Annotated in this window: 13 protein-coding genes; 11 read left to right on the top strand and 2 right to left on the bottom strand. The window is 41.0% G+C overall.

Features of this window, described 5'->3' with window-relative positions:
• On the bottom strand, positions 1–1,208 hold a 1,208-nt coding region (locus BP549_RS12220), incomplete at its 3' end, for a NosD domain-containing protein (protein ID WP_292380989.1).
• A gap of 452 nt (positions 1,209–1,660) precedes the next feature.
• Between BP549_RS12220 and BP549_RS12215 the strand changes: the two genes are divergently transcribed.
• The 5 genes from BP549_RS12215 to BP549_RS12195 all read left to right on the top strand — a co-directional run bounded on the left by BP549_RS12215 (position 1,661) and on the right by BP549_RS12195 (position 5,985).
• The gene (locus tag BP549_RS12215) at positions 1,661–2,149 is read left to right on the top strand and encodes a GerW family sporulation protein (RefSeq protein WP_292380986.1); all 489 of its coding nucleotides are present in this window, start codon (positions 1,661–1,663) and stop codon (positions 2,147–2,149) included.
• 118 nt (positions 2,150–2,267) lie between these two features.
• The gene (locus BP549_RS12210; protein ID WP_292380983.1) at positions 2,268–3,272 is read left to right on the top strand and encodes a DUF2953 domain-containing protein; all 1,005 of its coding nucleotides are present in this window, start codon (positions 2,268–2,270) and stop codon (positions 3,270–3,272) included.
• A 56-nt stretch (positions 3,273–3,328) separates the two neighbouring features.
• Positions 3,329–4,297 carry a beta-ribofuranosylaminobenzene 5'-phosphate synthase gene (locus tag BP549_RS12205; RefSeq protein WP_292380982.1) on the top strand — a complete coding sequence of 323 codons (969 nt, stop codon included), beginning with the start codon at positions 3,329–3,331 and terminating at the stop codon, positions 4,295–4,297.
• Positions 4,294–5,304 (top strand): NOP5/NOP56 family protein, encoded by a 1,011-nt coding sequence (locus BP549_RS12200; RefSeq protein WP_292380979.1) that lies wholly within the window; start codon positions 4,294–4,296, stop codon positions 5,302–5,304. The genes BP549_RS12205 and BP549_RS12200 overlap by 4 nt, the downstream gene beginning before the upstream one ends.
• Positions 5,305–5,985 (top strand): fibrillarin-like rRNA/tRNA 2'-O-methyltransferase, encoded by a 681-nt coding sequence (locus tag BP549_RS12195; protein WP_292380974.1) that lies wholly within the window; start codon positions 5,305–5,307, stop codon positions 5,983–5,985.
• A 178-nt stretch (positions 5,986–6,163) separates the two neighbouring features.
• On the opposite strand, the gene BP549_RS12190 is transcribed toward BP549_RS12195, so the two are convergent.
• Entirely contained in the window at positions 6,164–6,709 is a 546-nt protein-coding gene (locus BP549_RS12190; RefSeq protein WP_292380972.1) for an ArsR family transcriptional regulator, read from the bottom strand.
• Between the two features lie 483 nt (positions 6,710–7,192).
• Here BP549_RS12190 and BP549_RS12185 point away from each other — a divergent pair, with 483 nt between their 5' ends.
• The 6 genes from BP549_RS12185 (at position 7,193) to BP549_RS12160 (ending at position 17,224) form a co-directional block, all read left to right on the top strand.
• Complete coding sequence (locus BP549_RS12185; protein ID WP_292380969.1) at positions 7,193–7,885, top strand: DUF2162 domain-containing protein; 693 nt, start codon at positions 7,193–7,195, stop codon at positions 7,883–7,885.
• Complete coding sequence (locus BP549_RS12180) at positions 7,882–8,505, top strand: MotA/TolQ/ExbB proton channel family protein (RefSeq protein ID WP_292380966.1); 624 nt, start codon at positions 7,882–7,884, stop codon at positions 8,503–8,505. The genes BP549_RS12185 and BP549_RS12180 overlap by 4 nt, the downstream gene beginning before the upstream one ends.
• Positions 8,506–8,545: 40 nt before the next feature.
• The gene (locus BP549_RS12175; RefSeq protein WP_292380963.1) at positions 8,546–8,983 is read left to right on the top strand and encodes a DUF2149 domain-containing protein; all 438 of its coding nucleotides are present in this window, start codon (positions 8,546–8,548) and stop codon (positions 8,981–8,983) included.
• Positions 8,984–9,123: 140 nt separating this feature from the next.
• Positions 9,124–14,346, top strand: coding sequence for a cobaltochelatase subunit CobN (locus tag BP549_RS12170; RefSeq protein WP_292380960.1), 5,223 nt, complete (start codon positions 9,124–9,126; stop codon positions 14,344–14,346).
• Between the two features lie 457 nt (positions 14,347–14,803).
• On the top strand, positions 14,804–16,717 hold the full coding sequence (locus tag BP549_RS12165) for a right-handed parallel beta-helix repeat-containing protein (RefSeq protein ID WP_292380959.1): 1,914 nt from the start codon (positions 14,804–14,806) through the stop codon (positions 16,715–16,717).
• A 27-nt stretch (positions 16,718–16,744) separates the two neighbouring features.
• A complete protein-coding gene (locus tag BP549_RS12160) occupies positions 16,745–17,224 on the top strand; it encodes a cobalamin B12-binding domain-containing protein (RefSeq protein ID WP_292380956.1) in 480 nt (159 codons plus the stop codon).
• Positions 17,225–17,423: the final 199 nt, after the last annotated feature.

The raw sequence follows: 17,423 nt of genomic DNA, 5'->3' as shown, positions 1-17,423 counted from the left end.
GAAGCCGAAAACTCAGCAACCGGAGCTTGGGAAGTTGCTGTTACTGTTATGTAATTTGATTTTGTTGCTGTATTGCTACCTGCAGAGTTAGTTACTGTAAGTGTTACTGTGTATTTTCCTGTTTTAGAATACTTGTGTGTTGGATTCTGTAGGGTTGATGATGTCCCATCTCCAAAATTCCATTTCCATGCAGTTGGCATTCCTGTGCTGGTATCTTTAAATGCAATGTTTAATGGTGCTTTTCCTGATGTGACATCACTAGTGAAACTGGCAATTGGTTTTGTTTTCCCTGATTTAAACATAACTAGAGGCAGGTTGTCAGAATAGATACTTCCTCCTATGTTTTTATATACAGAATCGGAAATTCCGTCTCCATTGTTATCTACTGCGGTGTTAGAAAATCCTGTGCCATCAGGTTTTCCCCAGAAGTTACCTCCGATATAAGGGCCGCCTACAATATTAGTGCCTGCGGTTTTTTTAGTGTAATAAGAATTTCCTATCCCATTTCTAATACTTACGCTTTTATCGCTAAGGTAATTATTATAGATTCGATTAGTGTCACTTCTGGGGCAGACGGAAAGCCCATAAACATTATTGTTTTGAACGGTATTTCCTGTGAGTGTGTTGCCATCAGAGTTGCCAACATGAAGCCCACGGTAATTATCAGAGGCCTTGTTTCCTGAGAGGGTATTGTCTGTGGCACCCCCAAGCACAATCCCATATTCTTTATTATTTATAGCCGTATTTTTTGAGATCTTGCTCCCTTTGGAACGCAGGACATAGACTCCATAGCAATTGCTCAAAATTTTGTTGTTCTCTATTATGCAGTTACTGCATGAAGACAAACATATTCCTGCATAGCCTGATCGGGTTGCTCCCGTAATCTTGAACCCGGTCACTTTTATATTGCTTCCCTGCAGGAGGAACACATTGGCTCCTGAATTTTTAGCTTTGATTATTGTGTTGTCAGGATTTCCGGATGCTGATCTGATTGTAAGACTGTTTATGTTTACATTGATATTTTCGGTATAAGTTCCAGGTTTTAAAGTTATTACATCACCTGGCTTCGAATTATCCACAGCTTTTTGGATCGAACCTCCTGGCTGAACAATAATCTCAGCCGCGGTTCCAACACTCGATATTAATGCTAATATGAAAATAGCTACTAATAAATTGGTTAATTTTTTTATTCCAATTCCTCCGTCCATTAAAAAAGTTCTGAACAAAATTTTTAGTTTAACTAAGCAAACATTTACACTGAATGCCCAGTATGAGTGCAATAACGCGAAAGAAGCCTCTTATTAAAAGAATTAGTTACCTTTTATATAATTCGGAAGGTAAATTCCTTCTGTTTACTAGAATTAAAATAATGTGATATAAATATGTTGAAACTATTCTAAATATACAAACACACGCATAAAAATACTATAATATATAAAAATACTGTATTATATATCTTTTTTATTTGCAGGCAAAGGAAAATAGCTCTTAAAAACAATAATAATAAATAATTTTCCTGAAGTTATATGTTCATTACATTAGTGAATGCAGGATTACTCAAATATTATCAAACCCAAGTTTAATCTAGCTAGAACTTGATTAAATTAGGTTAAAAATAAAAAATAATAGAAAACGTTTATCATCATTATAGACAAAAAATATGAAAAAGGGGACGGAAAAGATGGGTGTAGAAGCCACTATTAAAGAAATTGCAGGCGAACTTGAGAAAATTGCAACTACCAAAGCCATAGTAGGAGACCCTATTACTGCTTCCGGGAAAACAATTATTCCAATATCAAGAATTACTATGGGTTTCGGAGCAGGTGGAGGAGAAAGTAAGAAAGATCCCGAATCCGGATATGGAGGAGGCGGAGGGGCAGGCGCGAAGATAGAGCCTGTGGCATTCATTATGCTTTCTGAAGAAGAAGCCAGAATCTTCCGGCTTTCTGAAAGAGGCGATGCCGGATCACTCTTAAACTCAATTCCTGATCTTGTGCCTGAGATTATGGACAAGCTCAAAGGCATGGTAGGTAAGAACAAGAACGAAGAGAAATTGAGGGAACAGGAAATTAAAGAAAAAGAAGCTCCGGAAACGGAAGCTGTAAAAGAAACCGATATCAAGATCGAAGAAGGGGGATGTTTCCACTAAAGTTTCCACCGAACTTTCTGGAATTTAAACCTTTTTAAGGGGTTTTCCAGGGGACGGCATTAAAAAGTCTGGGTTTTCAGGATAGTTAGGACTATCCTTTTCTCCCGAACCTGTTAATATGCTTGTAATCACTCTTTTTCTGCTGGCTTTTCTGCTAATTTTATTCATACTTTTTACAGCAATAGGCCTCACCTTCAAGCTTAAGGTTCTAATCCTAGAAGAAAAGAAAGAACTTAGAGGCATATTCACTGTAAAATGGCTGCTCTTTTCCCATACCTTTTCCATTGAAGAACTCGGAGAAAGTGAAAGCCTTCCTGAAGAACCGAAGAAATCGGAAAAAGACAAAACAATAAAAGAAGAGCAAAGTGCGATCGGTCTGGAAGAACCTGAAAAGGTACAGGTTACTTCAGAGACACAGAGTAAGGCTGAAGTAAAGAGAAAAAGGGAGATTGAAGAAAAAAAGGCCGAAGAGAAAAGCATAGAAGTGGGTGAAGGCAACGAAAAAAGAATAAAAGTAGGTGAGAGTAGAGAAAAAGGAATAGAAGAGGATGAGAATAAAGAAAAAGGAATAAAAGTAGGTGAGAGTGAAGAAAGAAGGAAAAAGATAGATGAAGATGAAGGAAAAAAACCAAAAATAAATAAGGAAGACGAAAAACAGAACATAATTTCGAAGATAAGAGGAAAAAAGGAGCCTGAAACTGAAGAAACTCCTGAAACAGGAATGACTACCCAGGAAATATTTCACTGGGGCCTAGAGGCATACAAAGCTCTCAGAAAACCTTTATTCAGGCTATTTTCCGATTTACTGAATGGGATAAAAATTAAACGTCTGGAATCTTGCGTGACATTTGGCCTTTCCGATCCGGCAGAGACGGGCATGCTCTGCGGATTTATACATGCCATTGCTGGGCTGGCCTACAGCCGGTGCAGGAAGTGCAGTTTTTCCATTAATCCTGTATTCATAAATCCGATGATGGATTTCAGGGGGAACATGGAGGTTAGTGTAAGGATATATTCTCTGATTTTTCCGATGCTCAAATTCATGTTTGACAGGAAAACTTTATCTTTTACTTATTCAATTATTAAGGAAAAACTCTGGGGGAAACGGAAGTTTAATTCCTGAGCTAACGGAAGTTTAATTCCTAAGTTTTATGAATAAGTAATGAGGTACAGATAGATATGATTAAAGTAGTGACTCCATCCAGACTCCATCTTACCCTGATAGATATGAATGCAGAGCTAGGCAGGGTCGACGGGGGAGCAGGAATCACCTTGGAATCTCCCTGCCTGGAAATTTCTGCTACTGAAGCTGATACTATCGAAGTTTTCGGTGGTGATCCTCTTCTAGCAGGCAGAATGCAAAGAGCTGCACAGGCTCTTCTTCCGGCAGGAAAAGGAATAAAACTGCAAATTAAACATAGTCTTCCTGATCATGTAGGGCTCGGTTCCGGGACTCAGGCTGCACTGTCGGCAGCAGTAGCCGTAAACAGGATTTATGGACTTGGGAAAAGCATAAGGGAACTTGCATTTGCAGTCGGCAGGGGTGGCACATCCGGGATCGGAGTTGCTGCTTTTGAAAAAGGTGGCTTTATTCTGGACGGAGGACATAAGTTCAAGGATAAAGGTGCATTTTCTCCGTCTTCGGCGAGCCATGTGCCTCCCGGACCTGTACTTTTCAGAAGAAACTTTCCTGATTGGCCTATTGTCCTTGTAATTCCCAATGGAAAAGGAGCTCACGATGCGGAAGAAGTGGATATTTTCAAGAAGTATTGTCCAGTTCCACTTGCCGAAGTTCAGGAAATTTCTCACGTAATCCTCATGCAGATGCTTCCTGCACTTGTCGAGGAAGACCTGGAAAGTTTTGGCAAGGCAATTAACCACCTCCAGACTGTAGGTTTTAAGAAAAGGGAAGTAGAACTTCAGTCACAGCCTGTTCTGGATATCATGAATTACATGCGGGATAATGGCGCGAGTGGTTCAGGCATCAGTTCTTTCGGACCGGTAGTTTACGGAATTGTCGGAAGTGTCAAGGAAGGCAAAAGGCTCCAGCAAGAAACCCAGCGCATGCTTGACGAGTCCCTTGGAGGGAAAGCCCTGCTCACAAAGGGAATGAATCGAGGCGCAGACATCACTGGAGGACCGGATTGAAAATCGATACCTGGTTTGGAACTATTGAAACGGGCAGAGCAGGAGAAATTCAGGAAGCCAGACTTCTTTCAAAAGACATCAGGGAGCTTGCTCTGCATTCTCTTTCTCTAAGGGACAGCAGGTCGGATCTTCCTCCAGAAGGCTTTGACCTAAAAGCTGCAGCTTTCGACTGCGGATTTGCAGAGTCCCCTGCCGAATATTACTTCCTTTTGCATGAAGTTACGCTGGAGGCTGCAAAACTTCAGGTTTCAGGCGCCCTCACTCCTGATCAGCGAATTATTCAGGCTGTCGAAGCCCTGGACGATATCAATGAAACGACAAACGCCCTGTCGGAAAGGCTTTCTGAATGGTATGGAGGCTATTTTCCGGAAAGTGGATTAGGTGGAGAAGACCTTGCACTCTTCATCGTAAAATACGGTTCCCGTGAAAATGTCGGTCCTGAAGCCCCGCTTTATTCAAAAGCCAGAAACTCTATGGGTGCAAAACTTGAATCTGCAGACGAAGCACTCCTGAAAGGTTTCGCAGAAAGCGTGTGCAGCCTCTATGAACGGAGGCGGCAGATAGAGGCTTATATTGAGAACAGTATGGAACTGATTGCACCCAACCTGAAACTTATTGCAGGCCCAATGCTCGGGGCAAGGTTGATAAGTCTCGCAGGAAGCCTCGGAAAACTTGCGGAATTTCCCTCTAGCACTGTTCAGGTTATAGGAGCCAGTAAGGCTCTTTTCAAGCATCTCAGGTCTCGGGCTCCATCTCCAAAGCACGGGATCATCTACAGCCACCCTCTTATAAATACCGCGCCCTGGTGGGTAAGAGGAAAGGTGGCAAGAGCCGTTGCATCAAAGCTTTCCCTTGCTGCACGTATTGATTTTTATTCCGGGGAAAAAGATCTCTCTCTGACGGAAAAACTTGAAGCAAAGTTCTTGCAGATCAGGACTTCAAACCCCAGGCCTCCTCAAAAAAGGCAGGAAAGCGGGGCAAAGCCAAAGAAAAAGAGGAGAAAATAAATGCCTGAAGTCAAAAAGCTTTCAGATGGGATTTTTGAAGTTGTAAAAGACAAAAAACAGCTTGCTACTAAGAACCTGGAACCTGGAAAGACCGTTTATGGAGAAAAGCTGATTCCGGTTGAAGGAATTGAATACCGAACCTGGGACCCTCGCAGGAGCAAGCTCGGAGCAATGGTCCTGAAAAAATTCAATATCCCACTTAAGGAAGATTCGAAGGTGCTTTACCTCGGGGCGGCTTCAGGCACAACGGTCAGCCATGTTTCCGACATCGTTTCGGAAGGGGAGGTTTATGCCGTTGAGTTTGCTCCAAGAAGCATGAGAGATCTTATAGGACTCGCATCAAGGCGAAAAAATATCCACCCGATTCTGGCTGATGCTGGAAAACCGGACAGTTACTCTCATCTCGTTGAGCCTATAGATGTTATTTTCCAGGATGTTGCACAGCCCAACCAGGCCGAGATAGCTGCAAGGAATGCGGTCCGCTTTTTAAAAAAGGATGGATACCTCCTGCTTTCCATTAAAGCACGGAGTATAGATACTGCAGCAAATCCCAAAGAAGTTTTTAAGGAAGAGATAAGGAAACTCGAACAGGCTTTTGAACCCAGATTTGAGATCCTTAATGCAAAGGATCTCAAGCCCTATCATGAAGACCATCTTGGAGTTCTGGCGAAGTTGAGGTGACATATCCACTTTTCAGGAATTTTCTGTTTTTTCAGGGATAAAGTTTCATTTTTTCAGCAAGTTCTTCAAATCTTTTAAAGGCTCCATGAATAGACATTTTTAAGATTTCATAAGTAAATATTTTGCAGACTCCATGAACAAATATGAGCTTCTAAAGGGGTTCAGCATTGTGGGCTTTTTATCTCCTGATATTTACCAGCAATCTTTTTTTCGTTACGGGCACTAGCTTTTTCCACTCTACTACAGCATCTTCGTAAAATTCATATTCGTCTACAGTCTTATCCGAGAATTTGCCATCCACTTCATATATGTAAAATCCCTCTTCCCCATCCGTAGAGACGACCTTGACTTTGTTCCCCATTTTCTTAACTTCCACAGCAGCTACGCTTTTCAGGGCTTCAAGCAGAGTCGTACCCTGTTCAACCTCAAGCCTCCTGTTTTCTGCAAAGTGGTCCAGAAAAGAATAGACATTGTTCAGTTTTATGCCTATCATATGAGTATTTCCGATCTTTTTTCTTTCTATAAGTTCGGCTTTTTCTAATATTTTCACATGTTTAGCAGCCACAGGCACGGAGATCCCAATTTCTCTTGCCAGGCCGGAGATATGCTTATCTCCTTCACTCAGGTGTTCAAGAATTGAGAGACGTGTGTCACTTGAAATCGCTTTGAAAAGGTTTTCTCTGCCTCCGTTCATTCCAGAATCCTGCATAACGTTTACTACCATGATGAGCTCTATTTTATCTCAAATACTTATAATTATTGTTTTTATTAGAACAAGTAAAGTAAGCCATCAGATCTTTTCATTGCTTTTTTTATTTCTAATTTTAACAAATTTACTTTAATTATGGGTTTTTCTTTCCGTTTTTTCTACAGCATTACCCGGTAAGCAGAATGAATTTTTACATAATATTTATTAAATTTTAATTTTAATTTGTTATCAGAGCCAATTGATGCCGTTTTAAAAAGGGAAACTGTATTATAATATTAACGACCTTGCTATCTTATTAACTATCAAACTGTCTGAATTTATTCTGTAGTCTGTTTTTAACTTTTTTAATTATATTCTCCTTCTATGGTAGAAAGTAAGAAGAAGTTAAACTCCTATTCTAAAAAACGCACTCAATTGCCCTTATTACCCCAAAAGATAACAAATATTACCCAAAAACCAGTTTTTATTTAATTCTACTATAAATGCTCAGAAGGTATTATGGACTCTGCGGCATTAACTGTTATCGGGATTTTGATAGGTATCCTTATCTTTGGAATTAAATCTGGAATAGGATGTGGATTCTCAAACATAAGTACAAGAGAAATTTTTGCAATTGGAGGTAGTTATTTTCTTCTGGCCCTTTTATTCGGAAGCGTTGCTGACCACATAAGCCTGGAAGTTTTTGGGAAGTTTTCTTCAATGGGCATGGGAATCCATGTACTTGTCTCCCTGCTTCTCATAGGGACCGGGATTTACACCCAGAAAATGTGGAATTCAGGAAAAGATGTATCCAGGCACACTTTTCTCGCTATATCCATACCCTGCCCGGTCTGTTTGGCAGCCCTTGCAGCATCCTGCCTGCTGCTTTCAGAAAGTCTTAATCTTTCCGGAATAAAAGTAGGACTCCTTGTTGGGATTGCTTTTTTTATAGCAGTGGTAGCTTCTTCATTTCTTTTCAGGTTTGGGAAGGTCCGGCTTGGAAAAACTCCTGAAACTATGGGGAGTGCTATGATGCTGATAGGAATTTATTATCTTTTAGGGGCTCTGCTAATCCCGGCATATGTGCAAACAAAAAAGATGAACCTTGTTTCAACTGGGGGAGGAGATACAGGAATTGTGCCTCTTATGGCTTTTGGGGTCATCGTCCTTGCAGGTTTTTTCCTGGAACGTATAAGGAGGCATGACCTGTGAGCCTGATGAATTTGTTATCCGACATGATGAATGTTTTCTCAACAGCTTTGCTAGTCCCTGTAATGTCTCTTCTCACTCTTCTTGTTTTTCTTTCTTTAATTCAATTAGGAGAATTCCTTTCCGAATATACAAAAAGGCACAGGGATTGGAATAATCTGGAAACTAATTGTAAGAAAATTGAGCATGACCTTCAGAATTCAGATTTTTCGGAAGCGTCAAAAGCTCTCGAAAACATAAAACAAAACTACATGGTCACTTCCTTTGCAAGAGACGCTGCAAGATATCTGAAAGAACGACATTTCCCTGCAATTGAGAGGCTTTCGCAGGAATACGAGATCAAAATGGCAAAGTGCCTTGAGCATACAAAAATAACTTCAACAGTTGGCCCTATGCTTGGGCTCATGGGAACCCTGATTCCATTAGGCCCTGCTCTTATAGGGCTTTCTGCAGGAGATCTCGAAACCCTTGCACAGAACTTGATGATTGCATTTGCAACGACTGTTGTAGGGCTTTTTGCGGCCGGAATAGGCTACGTTCTTACTCAGGTCAGACGGCGCTGGTACTGGGAAGATATGTCCGACATTGATTATATTCTGGACACAATTGAGGAAAAGAGCTGAGGTTAGTACCTCTTAATGTATTAATAACGAGGAAGAAATCATGCCAAAATCCAGAAGGTACAGGCGTACAGGGCTTTTAAAAGACGAAGATGAGCAAAGCCCCATGGCCAATGTTGCCAATGTTTTTGATGTTGCAATGGTCTTCTCTGTGGCTCTGCTGGTTGCGCTTGTTATGTCTTATCATCTCCCTGAGCTTCTGAACTCTAGCGAGGATTTCACCATTGTTAAAAATCCGGGAGCTCAGGACATGAAGATAATCATCAAAGAAGAGGGGAAACCCATTGAAGTCATGAACATGACCGAAAATATCGGAGGGGGAACTGGTGAGGCTCTTGGAACTGCTTACAGGCTCGGCGACGGCAGGGTGATCTACGTGCCTGAGGATGCTGAGAGCAATACGTCCTCCTCTTCGACTACATCCGCTTCAGCTACATCCGCTTCAACTAAAACAATTCCAGTTAAATCTACTTCAAATTAATTTTTTTTCGACAACTTACACAAGTTTAGTTGTTTTTACTTAAATTTATATTTAGTTCGACTCTAAAATTCCCAAAAATCCCCTCGCTATTCTTTCTTCTATTTGGAGAAACCGATGGCGATATTTAGCGAGCTGTATCTATGAAACAGAAATACAAAACTGAGAAAAAAATATTTTATGTGCTGTTATTGTTTTTAATATTTTCAGCACCCGTATCGGCAGAAGACAACGAGGTAAATATAACCTATGTCTCGCTTTCACAAAGTGATGCACTGGAGCTTGCCAGCCAGACAAATCAATATAGCGAGTCTATAAAGTACACCTGGATCTCTGCATTTAATGCCAGCACCTATGCTGCAAGCGATGAGTTGCTTGCTGCAGGTGAGAGTGGATTCTTCGAGACTCAAGACGTAGTTCTTTGTGATATGCTCTGGGAACCTGTATATACACCAATGAATGAAAGCTTCAAAGCAGCTTTCAGCAATGGAACTGCATTTCTGGCTATTCGCTCCTCAGATACACCTTCATATTTTGCTTATAATTCAACTGGTTCTATTGATGACTCCGTTTGCAATTACTACAACAATATGAGTACTGAAGGAGATGGTCTCAAGAATGCAGAAAATCTATTGACATACCTTGCAACAGAATATGGAGATCTTTCGGAGATCAGTGCGGATTCAAATAACACTAATGAAAGCTCAGGTAATGAGTCTTCTCTGGAGAATACTACTGATCTCATCATTGATTCTAACAGCACAAATGTAAACCTGGGCAACGAACTTCTTTTTATTCTTGGCTCGGAGGTCAATGAGCCTGCCCTTAGAAATGCTGCATCAAATCCCGGTATTTCATCGGAATTGAATATCACTATTTTTACAAAGAACGAGGCAGTTCCGGAAGGTTTTGATTTCTCTAAATATTCGATGATCTTTATCGAGTCGCAGGCCGAATCCGTAGTAGAAGGCTGGAAAACAGACATAGCTTCTGCCGAAGCAAAGGGCTCCAAGGTCATAGGTTACAACCTTTCATCCAACATTACCTTCCCTAATGTTGACCTGTATTCTGATAACTACACTGACATCGAAAGATACTGGGTGCAGGGTGGCGAAACGAACATGGAGAGCATGCTTAAATTAATGGGGCAGAAGTTCTCAGGTGTTTGGGAAGGAGAAACGATTACTGAGCCTATAATGTTACAGCCAAAGACCAAGATCACATACATTATCAATTCAGACTCCGGTGTTTCTTACCTCAAGCAGATACTTGCCGAAAGGAAAATCATCACTGACCTCTTCGATGTTAATGTTATGACAGGGCTCGAAGCTGTAAACACCACACTGAATGTTTCTGACAATGATGTAGTCATACTGTACATGGTCGGAGCAAATGAGTTTCCTCAAATCAAGGATGAACTTCTTGTAGCAAAGGGAAACGGTGCACAGATAGGAATGTTCGGCATGCTGACAGATCCATATGGCGTTGCAACCATAAACATGTCGGAAGCCCCTTACAGTGCAATGACGAATTATCTCTACAATGATGGCTATAAGAACATGGAGAACTGGATTCGTTGTATAGGGGCAACTCTTGAAGGCGTATATATCGAGTATGCTCCTGCAGAGGAACCGGAAGTCTCCGAGGACGGAATTTACCACCCGGATGCATTTCCGAGAATCTTTGAGAACAGTACAGAATATCTTGAGTGGTATGCTGGTCATGGATATAATCAATCTGCTCCTACAATAGGAATAATCGGAAACAAATTTGGCAATAGTTCTCTTGAATTCAATACAGGAAACGCCATAATCAGGGAACTTGAGTCCAGAGGATGTAATGTAATTTATACTTCCTACAAAGTATGCACGGATGATGTGGATTATTTCACCAGTAATGGGACAGTGCTTGTTGATTCTATCATTTCATTGAAAGGTTTCTATCTCAACTATGATGACCAGGAAAAAGGGATAGAGTATCTCGAAAGATATAATGTCCCTGTAATAAAAGGAATAGAAGATTACTACCAGACTCCTGATGAATATAATGAAAGCGTATCCGGGTTGAGTTCCAGCTCAATTGCCTATCAGGTTACTCAGCCTGAAATCGACGGACTTACAGACTATATATGGGTGGCCGGAAGAGTCCAGGACGAGGCTACTGGACAGTATTATTATGAGCCTCTGGATTCTCAGGTTGAATGGATCTGTGACAGAGCTATTTCTTGGGCAGAGCTCGGAAGAAAGGAGAATACAGATAAAAAAGTGACTATCCTGTACTATAACCATGACGGAGGCAAGAATAACATTGGGGCCAGTTATCTTGATATCGGTTCAAGCTTTACTCTGCTTCTGGAAGATCTGAAGTCAGCAGGGTATGATACCGGAAACAGTACCACTCCAAACGGCAGTGAATTCATAGACCTGTTCATTGAAAGCAGGAATGTTGGGACATGGGCACCCGGAGAACTTGAAAAAGTTGTTGAATCCGGACTTGTAACCCTCTTGCCTGAAGCTGAATACCTTGAATGGTACAGTACTCTGCCTGAAAGCGTCCGCACCGAGGTTGAAGGAACATGGGGAGAAGCCCCAGGAAACGTTATGATCTATGCGAACGAGAGTGGGAAGTATTTTGTAATTCCAACTATACAATTCGGGAATATCAACTTCGTACCCCAGCCAACAAGGGCAGGGCTCTCTGATGAGTCCCTCATATATCATAATTCCTCGATACCTCCAACGCACCAGTACCTTGCAACGTATTTCTGGATAAATAATGTATACAATGCGGATGCCATGATCCATTTCGGTACCCACGGTACGCAGGAATGGCTGCCTGGAAGGGAAGTCGGGCTGTGGAAATATGACTATCCGTCTATTATGGTGGACGAAACACCTGTGATCTACCCCTATATCATGGACAATGTTGGAGAAGGCACACAGGCTAAGCGCAGGGGAGATGCAGTCATTATCGACCACTTGACGCCCCCAATAGTTGAATCAGGTCTTTATGGAGATCTTGCTGCAATGGGAGATAAGATCGAGAGCTATCAGAAGGCTGCAAGTAATAATGATACTTCAATGATGTCACTCTATCGCAACAGCACGATAGAAATGTATGGCAATCTAAGCCTTGTGAATGATCTCAATATCTCAACTGATGAATTGAACGTGATGACTGACGATGAATTTGAGGATTTCCTTGACACCGTACTGCTTGATTATTTGGGTGATCTGGAATCCACACTAATGCCTTACGGACTCCATATCTTTGGTGTAGCCCCTGAAGGAGAAAAACTGGTGTCTATGGTGAAGTCCATGCTTGGAAACGATTTCACTGACCACATTTACAGTTTGATTTCCAATGGTAACGGAAGTGTGGGCTACTGGGAAAATGAGTCAGATTCAACTGCCTTTTTACTTTTGAATACTACTTTGCTCAATGGGACAAACGTATCAACTGCGCAGCTTGACATTCTTGGCGAAACAGATGAAAATATAACATCTGATCTTAATCTGGCACTTGAGTATGCTGAAAATCTTAACCAGACAACCCGTGAAATTAATCAGACACTCAGTGCACTCGATGCGGAGTACATAGAACCGGGCACAGGAAATGATCCTATCCGCAATCCCGGAGCATTGCCTACAGGGAAAAACTTCTACAGTTTTGACCAGAGAACGATTCCTGATGAAGAAACCGAAGAAATGGGAACTGTTCTCATAGATAACTGGCTTGATGGGTATTATGCAGAAAATGGTACATATCCAAATAAAGTAGCCTTTACCCTCTGGTCTGTTGAAACCATGCGTCATGAAGGGCTCATGGAAGCAGAAATATATGCTCTCATGGGTGTGAAACTGGAAAGATCTAGTGGAAGGATAACCGGATTTAGTGTGATCCCTCAGGAAAATATGACACATCCGAGAATTGACGTGTTGCTTGTGCCTTCAGGACTCTACCGTGACACTTTCCCGTATCAGATTGAATTGATGGACACGGCAGTACGCATGGTTGCGGAGCTCAATGAAACAAATGAGACAAACTATGTAAGGTGGAATTCCCTGAATATTGAAGATTCAATGCTGGAAAGCGGATATAATGAGAGTACGGCACATAACATCTCGATGTCCAGAATCTTTAGTGAAGCTCCGGGTACTTATGGGACTGGAGTGACTGAGGCTGTAGAGGCAAGTAACACGTGGGATAATGAATCTAAAGTTGCAGATCTATTCATTTCCAGAATGTCTAACATTTATGGTCTGGACGATTGGGGTACCAATTACGAAGATGTATTTAAAAAGAATCTGGAAAGTGTAGATACATCTATGCATAGTGATACATCAAACCTCTATGGACTCATAGACAATGATGATTACTATTCCTACTTCGGAGGACTTTCACTCGCTGTGAGGTCGCTGACAGGAGAAACTCCTGATATGTATATATCTGACCTGACAAGTGTGGATAACTCGGAAATAGTCACGCTGAATGAAGCTTTCAGGACAGAGCTGCGGTCAAGGTACCTTAATTCAAAGTGGATCTCAGGTATGATGGAGTTCGACTACGAAGGTGCCAGAGAGATGATGAAATTCACTGAATATATGTGGGGCTGGGATGCGACTACACCTGAACTTGTCACTGATTCAGACTGGAACCAGATAAATGATGTCTATGTAAATGACAAGTATAATCTTGGTCTGGACGAATACTTCAAGGAAAACCCATACCAATACCAGTCCATGACCGGAAGGATGCTTGAAACCTCAAGAAAAGGCTATTGGGATGCTTCTGACGAGGTCATCCAGAATCTGGTTAAAGAATATGCGGAATCTGTGGTCGAAAGTGGGGTCACTTGCTGTCACCACACCTGTGGAAATGCCCTTCTTGATGAATATGTCCAGGGTGTAATGTCCGTTCCAGGTGTTGTTGATCAGGCAACTGCAGACGAATATAAGAAATTGATGAAGGAAGCAACTGAATCTTCCCAGCAGCAATTCGGTGAGAGCAGCAGCAGTAGCAGCAGTCATCATGATCATGATACTGGAAAAGCTACTGTAGTTTCAAGAGATAGTACACCCAGCAACCAGACTTCAAGTGCCGGAGAATCGGCTAATAATCAGACAGTTCCGAATTCCGATGCAGGGTATGGTACTGATTCTCCAGAACCTGCTCCTGAAGCCAGGCAGACTTCTCAAACTTCTGATTCCGATTATGTTGAAGGCTATGAGATGCAGAAAGAAAGTCCTGTAAAGGAAGAAGAAAGCGGAGGTATGTCTTTTTCTGGTGCTGATATTTTCGGAGTTCTCTTCGTGGTAGCAGCAGTTGGCGGAATATATCTGGGATTCAGGAAAAAGAGGATGTAAATTAGATTCGAAAAGGGGTTAAGCCCCTTTTCAAATTTCATCTGAAAAAAGGACTTTATTTTTGATCTATCAACTTAATGTATTAATTTTTTGTTCATGTTTAATCCTTTGCTTCTTCATCCTTTTCTTCAATTTTTTCATGTAGGGCTTAAGGGTGTGCCAGTGCAACTTTGGCAATAGTAGGAACTTATATGGTGGGATAACGTTTGTTACCCAAATAATCAGATATAAATAATAATATTCTAATTTTTTTAAATACTCCAATTAGTCCATTAAAGATCATCTTTTGGGATTAGCTGGGTGCAGACTGTGAGAAATTGCTCGGCGAATAGACTTTTATTGTTTACTCTTGGAGTTTGCAAACCTCACACGCGCCGAGTAGAAAGTTTCTCCCAGCTTCCTTCTAGAACTCATAAGCGAAAACTAAACTTGGATTTATCTATTGGGAGATGATAACTTGAAATGGAAGAGAATACTCGTATTAACTGTCGTTTTTGTACTGTTTATCCTGATCTCAAACTCCGCATCCGCAGCTACTCTTTATGTAAAGGAAGGAGGAGGTACAGGTGAATATGGAAACCTGCAGGAAGCCATAAATGCCGCTTCTGAAGGGGATGTTATCCTTGTCAAGGAAGGAAGATATAGTGAAAATGTACTTGTAAATAAATCGCTGGATATAATCGCCAAGAACCCATACCCTAATAAAACCGTTATCACTGCTCTGGACCCTGAGCATCCTGTGTTCCATGTGGTTTCTGATTCCGTAAATATCAGTGGATTTACTTTGAAAGGAGCAGCTTCAGCATATGGAATTTATCTGGACGGAGTTTCAGAAAACAATATCAGCAACAACCATTTTTCTGGAAACTGGAGAAGTATTGTACTGAGAGATTCACATCAGAACTCTCTGGAAAACAACTGCTTATCTAACAGTGACAATGGAATCTGGCTTGAAAGTTCAGGACAAAACTCAATAAAAGACAACAAAGCAGATTCTAACCATCATTACGGTTTCTATTTGAATGCGTCCGAAAACAATACCCTTCAAAATAATTGCGCTTTTAAAGGAGCAATTGGCATCTACATGGAAAACTCTTCCAGCTGTCGTATTCTTGACTCGGAAACATCAAACAACTTTTACGGGATCTACCTTATCGACTCTGGAGAAAGCCTGCTCGAAAACAACACCGCAAACTCAAATGAGATGTATGGTATATATTTAGGAAACTCGAATGGAAGCACTCTGGAAGGAAATATTGCAAATTCAAACAAGTGGGGGATTTATCTCGACTCAAGTTTTAACGTGCTTAAAAATAACACAATGTCTTGCAACAGCAGGAACTTCGGAGCTTATACCTACCACTATACTGGAGAGATGAATAACACAATCGACACCAGCAACACCGTGGATGGTAAATCAATATACTATCTTGTAGGGGTTTCGAACCAGACTCTTGATTCCGACTCGGATGCAGGAGTTGTCTACTGCATTAACTGTGAAAACATAACTATCAAAGACCTATTCCTTGAAAACAGCACTTTTGGGATTTTCCTATATAATACTCAAAACTCGCTTCTTGAAGAAAACAATATCTTGAACAGCGAACATGGAATTTACCTTGGAAATTGTTCTCTTACAACTCTTAGGAATAATGATGTCAATTCAAGTGAAGGGGACGCCTTCATTTTAAGTAGCTGCAGAAACTGCCTTGTAGAAAATAACAATGCTTCGAACAATATGGCGGGTATATGGCTCTGTGATTCCAGCAAAAACAATGTCCTGAAAGAAAATACAGTTATTTCAAGTAGCTGGTGCTCTATAGATCTTGGAGATATAAGCTGCAACAACACTCTTGAAGGAAATACTCTTTCCGGGGCTTATGAAGGAATCTACCTTTACGGGACCAGTGAAGAAAATATTTTGAACAATAACACTATCACAGCCAGTTTTTATGGATTATTTACGGAAGGTTGTGGCAACAATACTATCTCAGGGAATAGAATTTCAGAAAATGATGTTGGAATATCTTTTAACTTGAACTGGACAGATGGGGAAAATTCGAATTACAACACCGTCTACAACAACTATCTGAATAACAGTAAAAACGTCGAAGACTACGGAAAAAACACCTGGAACATCTCGAAAGCAGAAGGTGAGAACATCGTTGGAGGACCTTACCTGGGTGGAAACTTCTGGGCTTCTCCGAAAGGAGATGGGTTTTCAGAGACTGCTTCGGATGAAGATGGAGATATGATTGCAGACCTTTCATATGACGTAACGGAAACAAACTATGACTATCTTCCCCTTGTGTTCGAGAAGCCGGTAGAAAAAACCAAAACGGACGGAAATAAGTGCAATAAGACCGAGTAAGCCTGGAGAAGAAAGGAGAGACAAAATATGTACGGAAAAAATTTGAATTTATTAGCTCTGTTAATCCTGGGCATAGTTATTTCACAATTAATCTTCCCGATGTCAGTAGGAGCTTGTTGCGAGCAGGAAAATGAGAGTATGGGAACAGTAATAATCGCTACTGTTGAAGGAGATTCTCACACTTTTGGGAAGGATAGCATTGCGGCTGCACTTGAGGAGGAAGGTTTTGAAGTAATTAATCTTGGAAATGGTATTTCGGCTGAAAGTTTTGCTGCAAATGCAAAAGAAAAGAAAGCCGATTTTGTATTCAGTTCAGCCTCCATGAGTACCACCATGGTCCACCAGATCCAGATTGAAGAGCAGCTCAAAGCTACTGGTATCAGGGATAAAGTTATAACAGGTGTAGGAGGATCGCTGGTAACTCAGGCCTGGGCTGACCAGATAGAAGCTGACATTTATACTTCAGGCCCTGCAGACGCGGTGTCCAAAGCAAATCGTCTCTACTGAAAAGTAATAATAATGTTCTAATAAATCATATTAAAGTCAATGAAAGTACCAGTTTCAAAAGCTATCACAGATAAATTTCTGTTTTAAATCTTTATTTGAAATGCAGCGTAATTAAATCACCGTATTTTTCCTTTTTATCTGACTCTGAACATAATTTTTTGTAAATTCGGTTTATTACCTTAATTTGACATTAATATAA

Source organism: Methanosarcina sp. UBA289 (assembly GCA_002496565.1).
In the GTDB taxonomy this organism is placed as follows: domain Archaea; phylum Halobacteriota; class Methanosarcinia; order Methanosarcinales; family Methanosarcinaceae; genus Methanosarcina.
Note: the sequence above shows the minus strand (reverse complement) of the source record. Positions and strands in the feature narration are given on the sequence as shown.